Annotated in this window: 10 protein-coding genes and 1 tRNA gene; 7 read left to right on the forward strand and 4 right to left on the reverse strand. The window is 72.1% G+C overall.

Annotation, left to right across the window (positions count from 1 at the left end; genetic code table 11):
* The first annotated feature begins 26 nt into the window (after positions 1-26).
* From J2W20_RS04680 to J2W20_RS04700, 5 genes are all read left to right on the forward strand, one after another.
* Positions 27-2372, forward strand: a complete 2346-nt coding sequence (locus J2W20_RS04680) for a transglycosylase domain-containing protein (protein WP_307005035.1) — start codon at positions 27-29, stop codon at positions 2370-2372.
* A gap of 30 nt (positions 2373-2402) precedes the next feature.
* The gene (locus J2W20_RS04685; RefSeq protein ID WP_373457964.1) at positions 2403-3359 is read left to right on the forward strand and encodes a metallophosphoesterase; all 957 of its coding nucleotides are present in this window, start codon (positions 2403-2405) and stop codon (positions 3357-3359) included.
* A gap of 84 nt (positions 3360-3443) precedes the next feature.
* On the forward strand, positions 3444-5306 hold the full coding sequence (locus tag J2W20_RS04690; RefSeq protein WP_307005450.1) for an ABC transporter ATP-binding protein: 1863 nt from the start codon (positions 3444-3446) through the stop codon (positions 5304-5306).
* Positions 5303-7192, forward strand: coding sequence for an ABC transporter ATP-binding protein (locus tag J2W20_RS04695; RefSeq protein ID WP_307005037.1), 1890 nt, complete (start codon positions 5303-5305; stop codon positions 7190-7192). The genes J2W20_RS04690 and J2W20_RS04695 overlap by 4 nt, the downstream gene beginning before the upstream one ends.
* A 97-nt stretch (positions 7193-7289) precedes the next feature.
* Positions 7290-7366, forward strand: a tRNA-Pro gene (locus tag J2W20_RS04700).
* A 95-nt stretch (positions 7367-7461) separates the two neighbouring features.
* Here the strand turns inward: J2W20_RS04700 and J2W20_RS04705 are convergent.
* Together J2W20_RS04705 and J2W20_RS04710 are read right to left on the reverse strand one after the other, a co-directional pair.
* Positions 7462-10185 (reverse strand): cation-translocating P-type ATPase, encoded by a 2724-nt coding sequence (locus tag J2W20_RS04705; RefSeq protein ID WP_373457958.1) that lies wholly within the window; start codon positions 10183-10185, stop codon positions 7462-7464.
* 181 nt (positions 10186-10366) lie between these two features.
* Complete coding sequence (locus tag J2W20_RS04710) at positions 10367-10636, reverse strand: hypothetical protein (protein ID WP_307005039.1); 270 nt, start codon at positions 10634-10636, stop codon at positions 10367-10369.
* Between the two features lie 210 nt (positions 10637-10846).
* On the opposite strand from J2W20_RS04710, the gene J2W20_RS04715 reads away from it, so the two are divergent.
* Positions 10847-12142 (forward strand): helix-turn-helix domain-containing protein, encoded by a 1296-nt coding sequence (locus tag J2W20_RS04715; protein WP_307005041.1) that lies wholly within the window; start codon positions 10847-10849, stop codon positions 12140-12142.
* Here the strand turns inward: J2W20_RS04715 and J2W20_RS04720 are convergent.
* Positions 12135-13049, reverse strand: a complete 915-nt coding sequence (locus J2W20_RS04720) for a phosphoribosylaminoimidazolesuccinocarboxamide synthase (protein ID WP_307005043.1) — start codon at positions 13047-13049, stop codon at positions 12135-12137. The two genes, J2W20_RS04715 and J2W20_RS04720, sit on opposite strands and share 8 nt — an antisense overlap.
* Positions 13046-14356, reverse strand: coding sequence for a phosphoribosylamine--glycine ligase (gene purD / locus J2W20_RS04725; protein ID WP_307005045.1), 1311 nt, complete (start codon positions 14354-14356; stop codon positions 13046-13048). The genes J2W20_RS04720 and purD overlap by 4 nt, the downstream gene beginning before the upstream one ends.
* 81 nt (positions 14357-14437) lie before the next feature.
* Here purD and J2W20_RS04730 point away from each other — a divergent pair, with 81 nt between their 5' ends.
* The gene (locus J2W20_RS04730; RefSeq protein ID WP_307005046.1) at positions 14438-15445 is read left to right on the forward strand and encodes an asparaginase; all 1008 of its coding nucleotides are present in this window, start codon (positions 14438-14440) and stop codon (positions 15443-15445) included.
* Positions 15446-15447: the final 2 nt, after the last annotated feature.

Consider the following 15447-nt stretch of genomic DNA (forward strand, 5'->3'; position numbering starts at 1 on the left):
TAGCCCCTCCCGTTAGACTGGCACACATGGCGTCTGGCAAGAACCCTGTCTTTGACACGGCCACCACTCTGGGCAAGATCTTCGCATTCCTCGGCGTGAGTGCGGTCTGTGGCGTGCTGGTTGCGGGGCTCCTCGTGCCCGCCGCGGCCGTCACCGGCAGCGCAGCGAACGGCTCGGTCCAGTTCTTCGACAGCCTGCCCAGCGAGCTCACCGTCGAGCCGCCCGGGCAGGTCACGAAGATCCTGGCCTCGGACGGCTCGCAGATCGCCACGCTGTTCTCGGAGAACCGCACCAAGGTCTCGCTCGACCAGATGTCCCCGTACATCAAGGACGGGATCGTCGCCATCGAGGACTACCGCTTCTACGAGCACGGCGGCGTGGACACGACCGGCATCCTGCGCGCGCTCGCGGCCAACTTCCGGGGCGGCCGGCAGGGCGCCTCGACCCTCACGCAGCAGTACGTCAACAACGTGATCAACGAGAACCTCGTGGCGCAGGGCAAGGCGAACGAGGTGCTCCTGAACGGCCTGAACAAGGGCGTCGGGGACAAGCTGCGCGAGATGAAGCTGGCCATCGCCCTCGAGAAGAAGTTCAGCAAGGACCAGATCCTCGAGGGCTACCTCAACATCGTGTTCTTCAACGCCAACGCCTACGGGATCGAGGCGGCGAGCCAGTACTTCTTCTCGACGGACGCCAAGAGCCTGACGCTGCCGCAGGCGGCGCTCCTCGCCGGCCTCGTCAACAGCCCCTCGATGTACGACCCGATCGCGCACCCGGAGGCGGCGAAGAAGCGCCGCGACCTGGTGCTCGACGCGATGCTGCAGCACGGCAAGATCAACCAGAAGCAGCACGACGACGCCGTGGCCACCCCGGTGAAGACCAAGGTCAACCCGCCCAAGCAGGGCTGCCAGTACGCGCAGTCCGCGCAGTACTTCTGTGACTACGTGCTCCACCAGATCCTCAACGATCCCGCCTACGGCGCCGACGAGAACGAGCGCACGTCCCGGATCATGCGCGGGGGCCTGACCATCAAGACCACGCTCGACCCGCGCCTCCAGGCGCCGGCCCAGCAGCAGGTCGACTCGACGGCCGGGGCGAACCCGCTCAAGTGGGCGGCGTCCCTCGTGACCGTCCAGCCCGGCACCGGCAAGATCGTCTCGATGGCCCAGAACTCCCGCATGCTGGACGGCCAGGGATCGAGCTTCGTGACCTCGTACAACGTCAACGTCGAACGCAGCGACCCCTCCGGCAACCCCCTCGGCGGCGCGGGCGGCATGCAGCCCGGATCGACGATGAAGCCCGTGACGCTCGCGGCGTGGCTCAACGAGGGCAAGTCCACCAACGCCATCGTGAACGCGGCCCAGCGCCGCTACCCCAAGGGCTATCCGTGGAAGACGACCTGCGACCCGGTCGTCGGCTGGTACGACGACACGGTGGAGGGCTCCACCGACCTCCAGAACGACGAGCCGAACTGGTACCGGCCGATGACGGTGCGCGAGGGCATCTACCAGTCGATCAACACGGCCACCTTCGCCTCCGCCGCGGGCCTGAACGACTTCTGCGACATCCAGCGGGCTGCCGATGCGCTCGGGATGCACGATGGCGAGGGCAACGGCAAGAAGCTCGACCTCCATTACCTCGGCAATCTGCTCGGCGGCATGAACGTGGCACCGCTGACCATGGCGAGCGCCTTCGCGACCTTCGCGGCGGACGGCACCTACTGCACCCCGATCTCCATCACGGACGTGACGGACGCGCAGGGGAAGCGGATCGGGGGCCAGGCACCGACCTGCCAGCAGAACGCGATCAAGCCCGAGGTAGCGAGGGCGGCCACGAACGTGCTCCAGGACGTCCTGACGAAGGGCTCCGGCTACAACATCAAGGACGCCTCCGGCCAGACCATCAAGCTGCCCTATCCCGACGCGGCCAAGACCGGTACCAACAACTTCAACAACCAGACCTGGGTGGTCGGGTACACGAAGGGCCTCGCGACCGCGTCCTTCTTCGGAGAGGCGCTGAAGGATCCCGCGTCCTCCACCATGGGACGGGAGATCACCATCAACGGCCGGTTCTACAAGTCAGTGGACGGCGCGTTCATCGCCGGTCCGCAGTGGGCCTACTTCATGCAGAAGGCCGCGCCGCTCTACGACAACGGCAGCTTCGAGGCGCCGCCGCAGAATCTGATCACCGGCGCCAACACGGACTCCACCCCGTCCACGTCGCAGCAGGGCGTGCAGCAGCAGCAGAATCCGCAGCCCGCGCCCGTGGCCCCCGCGCCGAAGCCGCAGCCCGCCCAGCCTCCGGCCCAGAAGCCGGCCCCCTCGCCCGCGCCCCAGCCCACCTCGGGCAAGGGCAAGGGCGGGAACGGCTGAGCCGTGGGTCCTGCACTCGAGAGCGCCCCGGTGCGCGCCGGGGGCCGGGTCGGTCCCGCGGTGGCCAGGGCGGCGCGGCGTGCCGCCCTCCTCGCCGGCCTGGGCCTGAGCGCGGGCGCCGCAGCCGCGGCGTACGGATGGTGGGAGAAGGACCAGTTCACGGTCCGCGAGGAGACCGTGCCCGTGCTCCCTCCGGGCGCGGGGCCCCTCCGGGTTCTGCACCTGAGCGACATCCACTTCGTGCCCGGCCAGGCCGCGAAGGTCCGCTGGCTCGCCGGGCTCGCCGCCCTCGAGCCCGACCTCGTGGTCAACACCGGCGACAACCTGAGCCACCCGGACGCGGTGCTGCCGCTCGTCACGGCCCTGAAGCCGCTCCTGCGGTTCCCGGGCGTGTTCGTTCCCGGCTCCAACGACTACTACGCGCCGGTCGCGAAGAACCCGGCGGCCTACCTCCTCGGGCCCTCGAACCGGAAGCCCCTCCCCCGCCGCATCGAGCTGGACTGGCGCAGCCTCTTCACGGCATTCGGCGCCGCGGGCTGGCTGGACCTGACGAACCGGGCGCAGTCGATGAGCGTCGGCGGCGTCCGGCTCGACCTCTCCGGGGTGGACGATCCGCACCTGCGGCGCGAGCGCTACGCGGGCTGGCCGGTGCCGGCCCCCGGCCCTTCGGAGGGGCCCGCGCTCAAGGTCGCCGTCATCCATGCCCCGTACCAGCGGGTGCTCGACCACTTCGCCGACTCCGGCGCCGAGCTGATCCTCGCGGGCCACACGCACGGCGGGCAGATCTGCCTTCCCGGCTACGGCGCCCTCGTCTCCAACTGCGACCTGCCGACGTGGCGCGCCAAGGGCCTCACCCTCTGGGAGGAGGGCGGCCGTTCGGTGCCGCTGAACGTCTCCGGCGGAATCGGCACCTCGCGCTTCGCCCCAGTGCGGATCGCCTGCCGCCCGGAGGCGGTCCTGCTCACGCTCACCGCCCGCCCGGCGTAGGGTAGTTGCCACAGCTAACTACTCCTCCCCAGGTGTGTGAACCCCGGCATGCCACAGCGCGCCCCCGTTGACCCCACGGCACCGATCCCGCAGCAGAGCCCGTACTGGGCCTCCATCGCGCGTCTCGGCCCGATCGTGCGCCCCATCGTGCCGCGCCTCGTGATGGGCCTCGTCGTCGCCCTGGCCGCCTCGGCACTCGCCCTCGCCGTCCCGCAGGTGCTGCGGCTCGTGATCGACGAGCTGCTCCGCAGCGGAACCCAGCCAGCGGCGGTGTGGGGAGCGGCCGGCGTCGTGCTCGTCCTCGGGGTGCTCGAGGCGACGATGATCTACCTGCGCCGCGTCCTCGTGATCGAGCCGAGCATCACGCTCGAGCGGCGGATGCGCACCTCCATGTACGACCACCTCCAGGACCTGCCCGTCTCGTTCCACGACCGCTGGGGCTCGGGGCAGCTGCTCTCGCGGTCCGTCGCGGACCTGGGGTTCCTGCGGCGGTGGCTCGCGTTCGGGGCGATCTTCCTCGTGGTCTCGATCAGCACGGTGGCCCTCGGCGTGGTCCTGCTGTTCACGCTCTCGTGGCAGCTCGCGCTGATCTTCCTCGCGGCCGCCGTGCCGATCATGGTCTACGGGGCGATCTTCCGCCGCCGCTTCTCGCTCGCCACCCGGCGCAGTCAGGACCAGGCCGGCGACCTCGCGACCGCGGTCGAGGAATCTGTGCACGGCATCCGCGTCCTCAAGGCCTTCGGCCGCGCCCGCGAGGCGCTCGAGGGCTTCACCGAGCAGGCGCGGCACCTGCGCGAGACCGAGGTGGCCAAGGCCCGGCACCAGGCCCTGTTCAGCCTCGTCGTGACCCTGCTGCCCGAACTCGCGCTCGGCACGGGCCTCGTCACCGGCATCTGGCTCACTGCCGCCGGGCACCTGAGCATCGGCTCGCTCGCCGCCTTCTTCGCGACGGCCGCGGCGGTCGCGCAGCCGGTCGAGGCCAGCGGCATGCTCGTGGGCATGGCGCTCACGGCGAAGACTGCCGTGGACCGGCACTTCGAGGTCATGGATGCCACGAACACGGTGGCCGACCCGGAGCACCCGCGCCACCTCGTCGCCCCCCGCGGCGAGCTGGCCTTCCGCGGCGTCCGCTTCTCCTTCGGAGCCCCCGGGGCGCCCGACGCCGGCCGTCCGCCCCGGGCCGCCGGCCCACGGTCGGAGGTCCTGCGCGGGGTGGACCTGCAGGTGCGGCCCGGCGAGACTATGGCGCTCGTGGGCGCGACGGGCTCCGGCAAGAGCACGCTGCTCCAGCTCGTGCCGCGGCTCTACGACGTGGGCACGGGCGCCGTGGAGGTCGACGGCGTGGACGTCCGGGACCTCCCGCTGGCCGAACTGCGCCGGCTCGTCGCCGTCGCGTTCGAGGACACCACCCTGTTCTCCTCCTCGGTGCGGGAGAACGTGCTCCTCGGCGCCCCCGCCCAGGAGGGCCCGGAGGCGGACGCCGTGCTGGCCGAGGCCCTCGAGGTCGCCCAGGCCCAGTTCGCGTACTCGCTCCCCGACGGCCTCGCCACCCGCATCGGCGAGGAGGGCCTGAGCCTCTCGGGCGGCCAGCGCCAGCGCATCGCGCTGGCGCGCGCGATCGCAGCCCAGCCGTCCGTGCTGGTCCTCGACGATCCGCTCTCCGCCTTGGACGTCGCCACCGAGGAGCGCGTGTCCGAGGGCCTGCGCGCGGCGCTCGCCCACACGACCACGCTCATCGTGGCCCACCGCCCCTCGACCGTGGCCCTCGCGGACCGCGTGGCGCTCCTGCGCCACGGCGTGGTCGAGGACGTGGGCACCCACGCCGAGCTGCTCGCCCGCAGCGACCACTACCGCTGGGTCATCGCGAGCCTGCCCGGGGAGCCGCGGGACCTTGACCGGGACGAGGAACCGGACCTGGACACCGTCTTCTCCGAGGAGGCCCGATGAGCCGCACCCGCAGCAGCACCTCCCCCCGCCCCGTGCAGCCCGGCGAGCCGGTGCGGGACCAGGGCGGGCGGGGGACCCGCGGCGAGGACGCGGTGGACCTCACGCGGGAGGCGAGCCGCGCCGTCCGCCGTCGTTCGCTCAGGCTCCTCGGGGACCTCGTCCGGCCCGTGCGCGGGCGCCTGTGGGCGACCCTCGCGATGGTCGTCGTCTCCCAGGCGTCCCGCGCGGCGGGCCCTGCGATCATCGCCTTCGGGATCGACCGCGCGCTGCCGGCCCTCGTCTCCGGCGACCCGGCGCAGATGTGGCTCGCCGGGGCGGCGTACGTCGCGGCGGCCCTCGTCACCGGCGTGCTCACCGCCGGCTACGTGACCTCGACCGCGAAGCTGAGCCAGGCCATGCTCCTGGACCTGCGCGTCTGGGTCTTCCGCCACACGCAGCGGCTGAGCCTGGACTTCCACGAGACCTACATGTCCGGGCGCATCATCTCGCGGCAGACCTCGGATCTCGAGGCGCTGCGCGAGCTGCTCGACTCGGGCATCAGCTCGCTCGCCTCCGGCCTGCTGTTCATGGCGTTCACCGCGATCACGGTCTTCGCGCTCGACTGGCCCTCGGGACTCATCATGCTCGCCGCCGCAGTCCCCATGCTCTTCCTCGCCCGCTGGTACCAGGTCCGGTCCCAGCGGGCCTACCGCTCCTCCCGGGTCGTCTCGGCGCGGCTGATCGTGCACTTCGTCGAGACGATGACGGGCATCCGCGCGGTCAAGGCCTTCCGGAAGGAGCGCGCCAACAGCGCCGAGTACGGCCGCCTGGCCGACGACTACGCCGCCGCCACCCAGCGTTCGGTGATGCTCAACGGCGTCTTCCAGCCGGGCCTCGTGCTCATCGGCAACGTAACCGTGGCCGTGATCCTGCTCGTCGCGGCGTTCCGCGTGCTCGACGGCGGCCTCGCCGTGGGCATCCTGCTCGCCGTGGTGCTCTCGACCAAGCGGTTCTTCTCACCGCTCGAGCAGATGGCCATGTTCTACAACTCCTTCCAGAGCGCCCAGGCGGCCCTCGAGAAGGTCTCCGGGCTGCTCGAGGAGGTCCCCAGCGTGCAGCCGCCGCAGGAACCGGTGCCCCTGCCGCACGCCCGCGGCGCGGTCGCCTTCGAGGCGGTCTCCTTCTCCTATGCGTCCGGGCCCGAAGTCCTGCCCGAATTCACCCTGCGGATCCCTGCGGGCCAGACGGTGGCGCTCGTCGGGGCGACGGGCGCGGGGAAGTCGACGATCGCCAAGCTCGTGGCCCGGTTCTACGACCCCACCTCGGGGGCGGTGACGCTCGACGGCGTGGACCTCCGGCGGCTCTCGACGAAGGACCTGCGGCGTGCGGTCGTCATGGTGACGCAGGAGGCCTACCTGTTCTCGGGCTCGGTCGCGGACAACATCGCGCTCGGGCGGCCGGACGCCGCGCGGGAGGAGATCGAGGCTGCGGCCCGCGCGGTGGGCGCCCACGAGTTCATCGCGGCGCTGCCCGCCGGCTACGACACGGACGTCACCAAGCGCGGCGGGCGGGTCTCGGCCGGGCAGCGCCAGCTCATCTCCTTCGCGCGGGCCGTGCTGGCGAACCCGTCGGTGCTGATCCTGGACGAGGCGACGAGTTCCCTCGACATCCCGTCCGAGCGGCTCGTGCAGTCCGGGCTGGCCAGGCTGCTGGGCTCGGGCCCGGGCCGGGAGGCTGGCAGGACCGCCGTGATCATCGCCCACCGGCTCTCGACCGTGGAGAACGCGGACCGCGTGCTCGTGGTGGACGGCGGGCGCATCGTCGAGGACGGCTCCCCGGCCGAGCTCCTCGCCGGCGGAGGGCGATTCGCGGCCCTCCACGGAGCGTGGCGGGACTCCCTCGTCTAGCTCGGGCCGCCCGGGTGGAGGGCCCTCCCCGATTTCATCTTCGCCCCCCGATCGGGTACTCTGGATGAGTTGCTTCGGGGAGACTCGGGTGACGGATCGGGATGTAGCGCAGCTTGGTAGCGCGCTTCGTTCGGGACGAAGAGGTCGCAGGTTCAAATCCTGTCATCCCGACCATGTGAAGGCCCCACGGCATGAGCCGTGGGGCCTTTTTGTCGTGCGTCGTCGTCGTCCTGCGTTCTCCCGTGCTGGCCCTCCGCAGGGTGGCGCCCTCAGTGGTGCGGGAGGACTGGGTGTGTCCTCCCGGCGCCCCAGCGGTGCCGGAGCATCTTGTGGAACGCGTCTCCGGCCAGCACGCCCGGGATCGCGAAGGCGGCGACGGCCAGACCCTCGAGGGGCGGCGGCGCCTGGCCCAGCAGCGTGGCCACCGGGCCGATGAAGAGGAAGACCGCGAGCAGCACGAGTTCGGCGGCGATGGCTCCGAGCAGCATGCGGTTGGTCCCCCACGGGAGCCGCCACGCCGGCCGGCTGGCGCTGCGGCAGGCGTAGGCATTGGCCAGCTGGCCTAGCACCACCGCCGTGAAGGCCGCCCCGGAGGCCGCCGCGACCGTCGCGGCGTCGGGGAGGGCACCGCCGGGGTGCCAGCCCGCGAGCCAGAGCACCGTGGCGAAGGCCGCCATCTCGACCACGACCTCGGCCGGACCCAGCACCGCGAACACCCGGAACAGCAGGCTCGCGTCCATGAGGTGGCGCCGCTCCGGCGGCCGCCTGAGGACGCCCGCGCTCGGGTTCTCCCCGCCGAGTGCGAGCGCGGGCAGGAGGTCCGTGCCGATGTCGAGGCAGAGGATCTGCAGCACCCCGAGGGCCAGCGGGAAGTGGCCTGCGGACAGGGCCCACACGACGAACGGGGTCAGCTCGGCCACGTTGTCCGTGAGGTGGTAGGTCAGGAAGCGCCGGATGTTCGCGTAGGTCGCCCGGCCCTGCTCCACCGCCACGATGATCGTCGCGAAGTCGTCGTCGAGCAGGACGAGGTCGGCGGCGTTCCGCGCCACGTCGGTGCCGCTGCGCCCCATCGCCACCCCGATGTCGGCGGCCTCGAGGGCCGGACCGTCGTTGACGCCGTCGCCCGTCATGGCGACGCAGTGGCCCCGGGCCTGCAGGGCGTGCGCGACGCGCAGCTTCTGTTCCGGGGTGACCCGCGAGATCACCACGCCGTCCCGGTCCAGGAGCGCGCCGAGCACCTGGAGGTCTTCAGGGAGCGCGGCCCCCTCCAGTACCGCCTCCGTCCCCGTGCCGCGCCCGATCAGCCCGATCTCCCGGGCGATCGCCGCGGCCGTCACGGGGTGGTCCCCCGTGACCATCGCGACCCGGATCCCGGCCTCGCGTGCCTGCCGGATCGCGTCGGCGACGGCGGGGCGCGGTGGGTCGTGCAGTCCGATCAGGCCGCGCAGCACGAGCTCCCGCTCGAGGACGACGGCGTCCGCCTCGCCGCGCGACGCGGCGGCCGCCTCGGCGGCCGTGAGCTCGCGCGACGCGACCGCCAGCACCCTCAGGCCCCGCGCGGCCAGCTCCGCGAGCGTCAGGCGTGCTCGGTCCAGCCATGCCCCCTCACCGCCGCCGGGCCCGGGGCTGGGTGAGCCGTCACCCACGCACAGGGCGAGGAGCGTCTCCGGGGCGCCCTTGACCCACAGTTCCGTCCTCCCGCCCGCGCCGGCGGGGAGGACCGCGCTCTGCCGTTTGCGCTCCTCGTCGAACGCGAAGCCGGCCAGCGCCGCGGGGCCCTCTGCTGCCCCGCCGAGCCTGCGGTCGAGCGCCGCGAGGGCGCCCTCCATCGGATCGCCGACGGCGCGCCACTCGCCGTCGTGCTCCTCGATGTCCCCCTGGGAGGCGGCCCGGGAGCCGGCGGCGAGGCGCGAAGCCGCCGCGACCGCGGGCGGAGTGCCCGCGACCGCGGCCTCGGGCGCGTACCCGCGCCCCTCGAGGCGGACGGAGCCCTGCGGGGTCCACACCTCGACGGCGCTCATCCGGTTCTGCGTGAGGGTCCCGGTCTTGTCGGTGCAGATGAATGTTGTGGAGCCGAGCGTCTCGACGGCCTGGAGGTTGCGCACGAGCGCATGGCGCCTGCTCATGCGCTGGGCTCCCATGGCCAGGGAGAGCGTGACGGTGGGCAAAAGCCCCTCGGGCACCAGGGCCACAGTGACCCCGATCGCGAACAGGAAGGCCCCCGCGAGGGGATTGCCGATGAGGAACGAGATGACGAAGAACACCGCACCGACGGTCACGGAGACCATGGCGATCACCTTCACCACGCGCGTGAGCTCGAGGTCGAGCGGGCTGGGCGGCGCCTCGGCCCGGGTGGTCAGGCGGGCAATCTCGGCCAGCCGCGTGGACACGCCGGTCGCGCTGACGCGCCCGACGGCGTCTCCCGTCGCGACGAAGGTGCCGCCGGTCGCCGCCGTGCCCGCCTCCCTGACCACGGGCAGGCTCTCCCCGGTGAGCATGGACTCGTCGAGGGACAGCCCTGATGCGTGGAGGATCTCGAGGTCTGCGGGCACGCGGTCCCCGGCGGCGAGCAGGACGATGTCCCCTGGGACCAGCTCGACGGCACCGACTACGGTGGTCCGGCCGCCGCGCCGGACCTGGACGTTGCTCGGCAGCAGGTCGCGCAGCTTGGCCGACGCCCGCTCCGCACGGGCCTCCTGGACGAAGGCGAACAGCCCGTTGATGATGACCACCGCGGCGATCGCCCAGCCGAGCTGCGGCATCCCCGCAACGAACGCGAGGATGGCGGCCGTCCACAGCATGAGGGCGAAGAAGTGCGCGAGCTCAGCGCCGAGCCGGACCCACCAGGGGCGCACCCTCTCGCGCGGCAGGCTGTTGGGGCCGTAGCGGGCCCTCAGCTCCGCGACCTCCGCATCTGCGAGCCCCGCGGGGGCCGCAGGCCCCGGCACGCCCGGGCGCGGCGGCCCGGTGGGAAGGCGGGGGGTGACGCTCACGGGGGCATTCTCCCGGACCCCGAGGCGGCCGTGGAAGGGAAGGAAGGCCCCGCTCTGGGCCCGCGGACGCAGAAGTGCCCCGGACCGGAGTCCGGGGCACTCTCCGACTGGCGTCAGCACTCCCCCACAGGTGTACTGGGCTGACGGGCCGGTCAGCGTGAAGCGGCTGCGCCGCGTCCGGTCAGAGGCTGCTGCCCGTGGCCTTCATCGGGTCGGGCCAGTTGCCGATCGCGGTGGCCTTCATCGGGTCGGGCCAGTTGCCGATCGCCGTGGACTTCATCGGGTCGGGCCAGTTGCCGATCGCCGTCGACTTCATCGGGTCGGGCCAGTTGCCGATCGCCGTCGACTTCATGGGATCCGGCCAGTTGCCGATCGCCGTGGGGGCGCCGGCAACCCCGGACACTGCGAGCGCGCCGCCAAGTGCGAGGGCCGCAATCAGTTTCTTCAGCATGAGCTTGTCCTTCGTCTTTAGTCCCGTTGGAAGGTGGGACAGGGTGCGTCTAACTGGGCAGAGCGTGCTTTGTCATGATTGACATTCCCAGTAAAATATCTCCCACATTGCCTGTCAAGGAATACCGTCGCCCTCTTGACGGCCCATGATGGATATTAAAGACAAACGCGCTCCGGTTCACGAGGTTCCGGGCCGGGCCAGGAGGTCATCGTGGGGAGTGGATTCGGCGAGAAGCTGCGTGCCGAGCGACTGGAGCGCGGACTCACTCAGGCCGAACTCGGCAAGGACCTCTACTCGCCCAGCTACATCTCGCTGCTCGAGACCGGGCGGCGCGAGCCCACCGCGGAAGTGATCCAGGAGCTGGCACGCAGGCTGCAGCTTGCCCCGAAGGCCCTCGAGGCGTGGAGCCAGCCCGTGAGCGCCAACGACGCGGAGTACGTGCTCGCGGGGCTCTACGCGCGGCAGGCCTGGGACCTCCGCGACTACGCGCAGGCCGCGACCCATGCCGCGACGGCGGCGCAGTTCGCCCTCGACGGCAAGAACAACAGCGCGTGGTGGAACATGACCTACATGCAGGCCGAGTGCCTCATGAAGCAGGGCGAGCTGGCGGAGTGCCAGCGGATCGTCCAGCACCTCCTCGAGCATCCGATCGTCGCCGAGTCGGCCGGCCTCGCGGTGCGCGCGCGCCAGATGCTGGCGGCGGTCTGCCACGGGCTCGGACAGCTCAGCACGGCGGTCGAGCACGCCCGGGAGGCGGTGCGGCTCGCGTCCCAGCTTCCCGCGGGGTCCACGATCTACATCGGCGCCCTGCGCGCGCTCATCGGTGCCCTCGCGGAGAGCGGGAAGCTCGACGAGGCCTGGGAGCAGTGCCGGATCCTCGAGACCCTCGTCGACGAGGAATCCATGGGCCAGCTCGCGGGCGAGATCGAGTGGGTGATCGGCAACGTCGCGTTCATGCGTGCCGACTACGCCGAGGGCGTCAAACACCACGAGCGGGCCGCCAAGCTCCTCTCCCCCGCCAACGACATCGAGCTCTGGGCCCGCTTCAACAAGGCCTCGGCGGCCGTGCGGCTCTCGGGCGGCATCATCGAGCCCGAGACCCTCGCGGCGATCGAGCGCGCCGAGCTGGCCCTGAGCATCGTGGGCGGCTCGCGCTCGGAGCAGCTTGAAGTGAGCTTCATCCGTGCCCGGTGGCTGTACCTCAACGGCCAGATCCCGGAGGCCATCGAGCTCCTGCGCACCATCCACGCCGAGAAGGCGGTGCTCGGCCGCCACACCGCCGGGGAGGTCGCCCTCCTCTACGGCCGGGCGCTCAAGGCGCTGGGCCGCAACGACGAGGCCCTCGAGCTCCTCGCCGACGCCCGTGAGCAGTTCAGCTACGCCGGGGCCTCGGACAAGGTCCAGCAGGTCATGGACGCGATCCTCGAGATCCGGCTCGCCACCCAGCGCGCCGCGAAGGAGTCCTCGGCCGGGGCCAAGGCCCCCGCGAAGGACGGCGTCAGCTGAAGGCGCGGCCGGTGAGCCGCTCGTACGCCTCGATGTAGCGGTCCCGGGTGCGCCCGACGACCTCGGCCGGCAGGGCCGGCGGCTCCTGCCCCGAGGCACGGTCCCAGCCGGACTCCGGGGATGTGAGCCAGTCGCGCACGAACTGCTTGTCGAACGAGGGCTGCGCGTGCCCCGGCTCCCAGGTGGCCGCGTCCCAGAAGCGCGAGGAGTCCGGGGTGAGCACCTCGTCGCCGAGGGTGATGTACCCGGTGGTCGGGTCGACGCCGAACTCGACCTTGGTGTCCGCGAGGATGATCCCCCGCTCGCGGGCGATCCGCTCCGCCTCCCGGTAGATCTCGAGCGTGAGGTCGCGCAGCTGCGCCGCGGCCTCGTCGCCGACCATGCCCGTGACGTCCTCGTAGGTGATGTTCACATCGTGCTCGCCGAACTCGGCCTTGGCCGAGGGCGTGAAGACCGGCTCGTGGAGGCGGGACCCGTCAACGAGGCCCGGAGGCAGCGGGATCTCGCACACCGTTCCGGACTCCCGGTACTCGGCGAGGCCGGAGCCCGTGAGGTAGCCGCGGGCAATGCACTCGACCGGGTACATCTCGAGCCTGCGGCAGACCATGGCGCGCCCGGCGACCTCGGCGGGAACGCCGTCGTCGACCGTCGCGGCCACCACGTGGTTGGGCACGTTGAGCTGCTCGAACCACCACAGGCTCAGCTGGGTGAGGATCCGGCCCTTGTCCGGAATGGTGCTCGCGAGGACGTAGTCGTAGGCGGAGATGCGGTCGCTCGCGACGACGAGCACCTGGTCCGCCGGCCCGTCGACGGGCTCGTACAGGTCCCGGACCTTGCCGGAGTAGATGTGCCTCCAGCCCGGCAGCTCGAGAACCTCGGCGGAGAACCCTGCCTTGTCGATGCTCATCGCTCTGCTCCCGTTCCGGCGCCGTTGCGCACCCCCGGCACGCTGATTTCCCCGCGTGCTGCCTTGGCCGCGATGTCGCGGCGGTACTGCCCGCCCTCGAGCCTGATGAGGCCCATGCCCTCGTAGGCCAGCTCGCGCGCCTGGGCCAGTCCTTCGCCGAGGGCCACAACCGCGAGCACGCGGCCGCCGGCGGAGACCACCTTGCCGTCCTCGTCGGCCGCGGTGCCGGCGTGCAGGACGTGGACGCCCTCGAGCTTCTCCGCCTTCTTCAGCCCACGGATGCGGTCGCCGGTGCGCGGCGTCCCGGGGTAGTTGTGCGACGCGAGGACGACGGCGACCGCGGCCTCGGGCGCCCAGCGCAGGTCCCCGGCCGTCTCGAGCTGGCCGGTCGCGGCGGCCAGCAGCAGGCCGCCGAGCGGCGTCCTGAGCCTGGCGAGCACGGCCTGCGTCTCGGGATCGCCGAACCGGGCGTTGAACTCGATGACACGGGTGCCCCGGGAGGTGAGCGCCAGGCCGCAGTAGAGCACGCCCACGAACGGGGTGCCGCGCTTGGCCATCTCGTCGATGGTGGGCTGCGCGACGCGCTCGACGACTTCCTCGACGAGCCCGGCGGGGGCCCACTCGAGCGGGCTGTAGGCGCCCATGCCGCCGGTGTTGGGGCCCCCGTCGCCGTCGAAGATGCGCTTGAAGTCCTGGGCGGGGGCGAGCGGGACGACCGTGTGGCCGTCGGAGAGGACGAACAGGGAGACCTCGGGGCCGTCGAGGTACTCCTCGACGACCACGGTGCCGCCGGCCTCGAAGCAGGCCTGGGCGTGGGCGAGGGCCTCGCTGCGGTCCGAGGTGACCACCACGCCCTTGCCGGCGGCGAGACCGTCGTCCTTGACCACGTAGGGCGCCCCGAAGGCATCCAGCGCGTCGGCGGCCTCGCCGGGGTTGACGGCCACGCGCGCCATAGCCGTGGGAACGCCGGCCTCCGCCATGACCTGCTTCGCGAAGGCCTTGGAGGCCTCGAGCTGGGCGGCGGCCCGACTGGGGCCGAACACGGGGATCCCGGCGGCCCGGACGGCGTCGGAGACGCCCGCAGCGAGGGGCGCCTCGGGGCCCACCACGACGAGGTCCGCCGCGAGGGTCCGCGCGAGGGCCGTGACCGCGTCCGGATCGTTCGCGTTGACCGGATGGGTCGGGACGATCTGGGCGATTCCGGCGTTGCCGGGCGCGGCGTGCACCTCGGAGACGGCCGGATCGGCGAGGAGGGAGCGGACGATGGCGTGTTCGCGGCCACCCGGGCCGATCACGAGAACCTTCACGCCCCAAGGGTATCGGCCAGCCCGTGCGCGGCGCACCCAGGCATCCCCGGCAACCCGGCCCCGCCCACCTAGACTGAGGCCATGGCCCACGCAACCTTCACCGCGGACGACGCCGTCGAGCTCGCCGTGATCGAGCGCAGCGGCTTCATCGAGTCCCGCCACCTCGGCTCGGCCGTGGTGCTCGCCGGCGACGGCTCCGTGGTCACCGAACTCGGGGACATCCGCACCCCCGTGCTCGCCCGCTCCACGCTCAAGCCCTTCCAGGCGCTCGCGTCCATGCAGGCCGGCGTGCCGCTGCGGGGCACCCAGGTGGCCCTCGCGTGTGCCTCCCACACGGGCTCGCTGGACCACATGGATGTGGTCGAGGGGATGCTCCACGCCGCGGGCCTGGGCGAGGCGGACCTGGGCTGTCCGGCCGAGTGGCCTGCGGACGAGAACGCCCGGGCCTGGCTGGTCCGCTCGGGCCAGGGTCGGCGGAAGCTCGCGTACAACTGCTCCGGCAAGCATGCGGCCTTCCTGTGGGCCTGCGTGGAGAACGGGTGGGACCGGCGCAGCTACCTCGAGCCGAACCACCCGCTCCAGCAGCGCGTCCGGACCACGATCGAGGAGTACGCCGAGGAGCCGATCGCGCACCTCGGGATCGACGGCTGCGGGGCCCCCGTCGCCGCGCTGTCCCTGCGCGGGCTCGCCCACGCCTACTCGCGGCTCGCGAAGTCGCCCGGGAACGACGCCGCCAACGCCCGCGCCGCGACCATCGCCACCTCGATGCTCGACTACCCGTGGGCGGTCCAGGGCCACGACAAGGAGAACACGATCGTCATGGAGGAGCTGGGGATCCTCGCCAAGGTCGGCGCCGAGGGCCTCCTCGTGCTCGCCACCCCGCAGGGGGCCACGGCGGCCGTGAAGGTCCTCGACGGCAACGTCCGCGCCACGACCCTCGTGGGCCTGACGATGCTCGCAGCGGCCGACGCCGTGGACGTCCCCGAGGTCGCCCGGGTCCTCGAGCGGGTGGTCGACCCCGTGCTGGGCGGTGGACGCCAGGTGGGCCGCATCCGGCTGGGGCGCGCCGTCTCGGCGCTGCTGGACTGAGG

Origin of the sequence: Sinomonas atrocyanea, assembly GCF_030812675.1 — a bacterium.
In the GTDB taxonomy this organism is placed as follows: domain Bacteria; phylum Actinomycetota; class Actinomycetes; order Actinomycetales; family Micrococcaceae; genus Sinomonas; species Sinomonas atrocyanea_B.

Bases quoted from the DNA above. Each gene is read 5' to 3' on its own strand.
- J2W20_RS04680 (WP_307005035.1), top strand. From the start codon at position 27: ATGGCGTCTGGCAAGAACCCTGTCTTTGACACGGCCACCACTCTGGGC.
- J2W20_RS04695 (WP_307005037.1), top strand. From the start codon at position 5,303: ATGAGCCGCACCCGCAGCAGCACCTCCCCCCGCCCCGTGCAGCCCGGC.
- J2W20_RS04710 (WP_307005039.1), bottom strand. From the start codon at position 10,636: ATGCTGAAGAAACTGATTGCGGCCCTCGCACTTGGCGGCGCGCTCGCA.
- J2W20_RS04720 (WP_307005043.1), bottom strand. From the start codon at position 13,049: ATGAGCATCGACAAGGCAGGGTTCTCCGCCGAGGTTCTCGAGCTGCCG.
- J2W20_RS04730 (WP_307005046.1), top strand. From the start codon at position 14,438: ATGGCCCACGCAACCTTCACCGCGGACGACGCCGTCGAGCTCGCCGTG.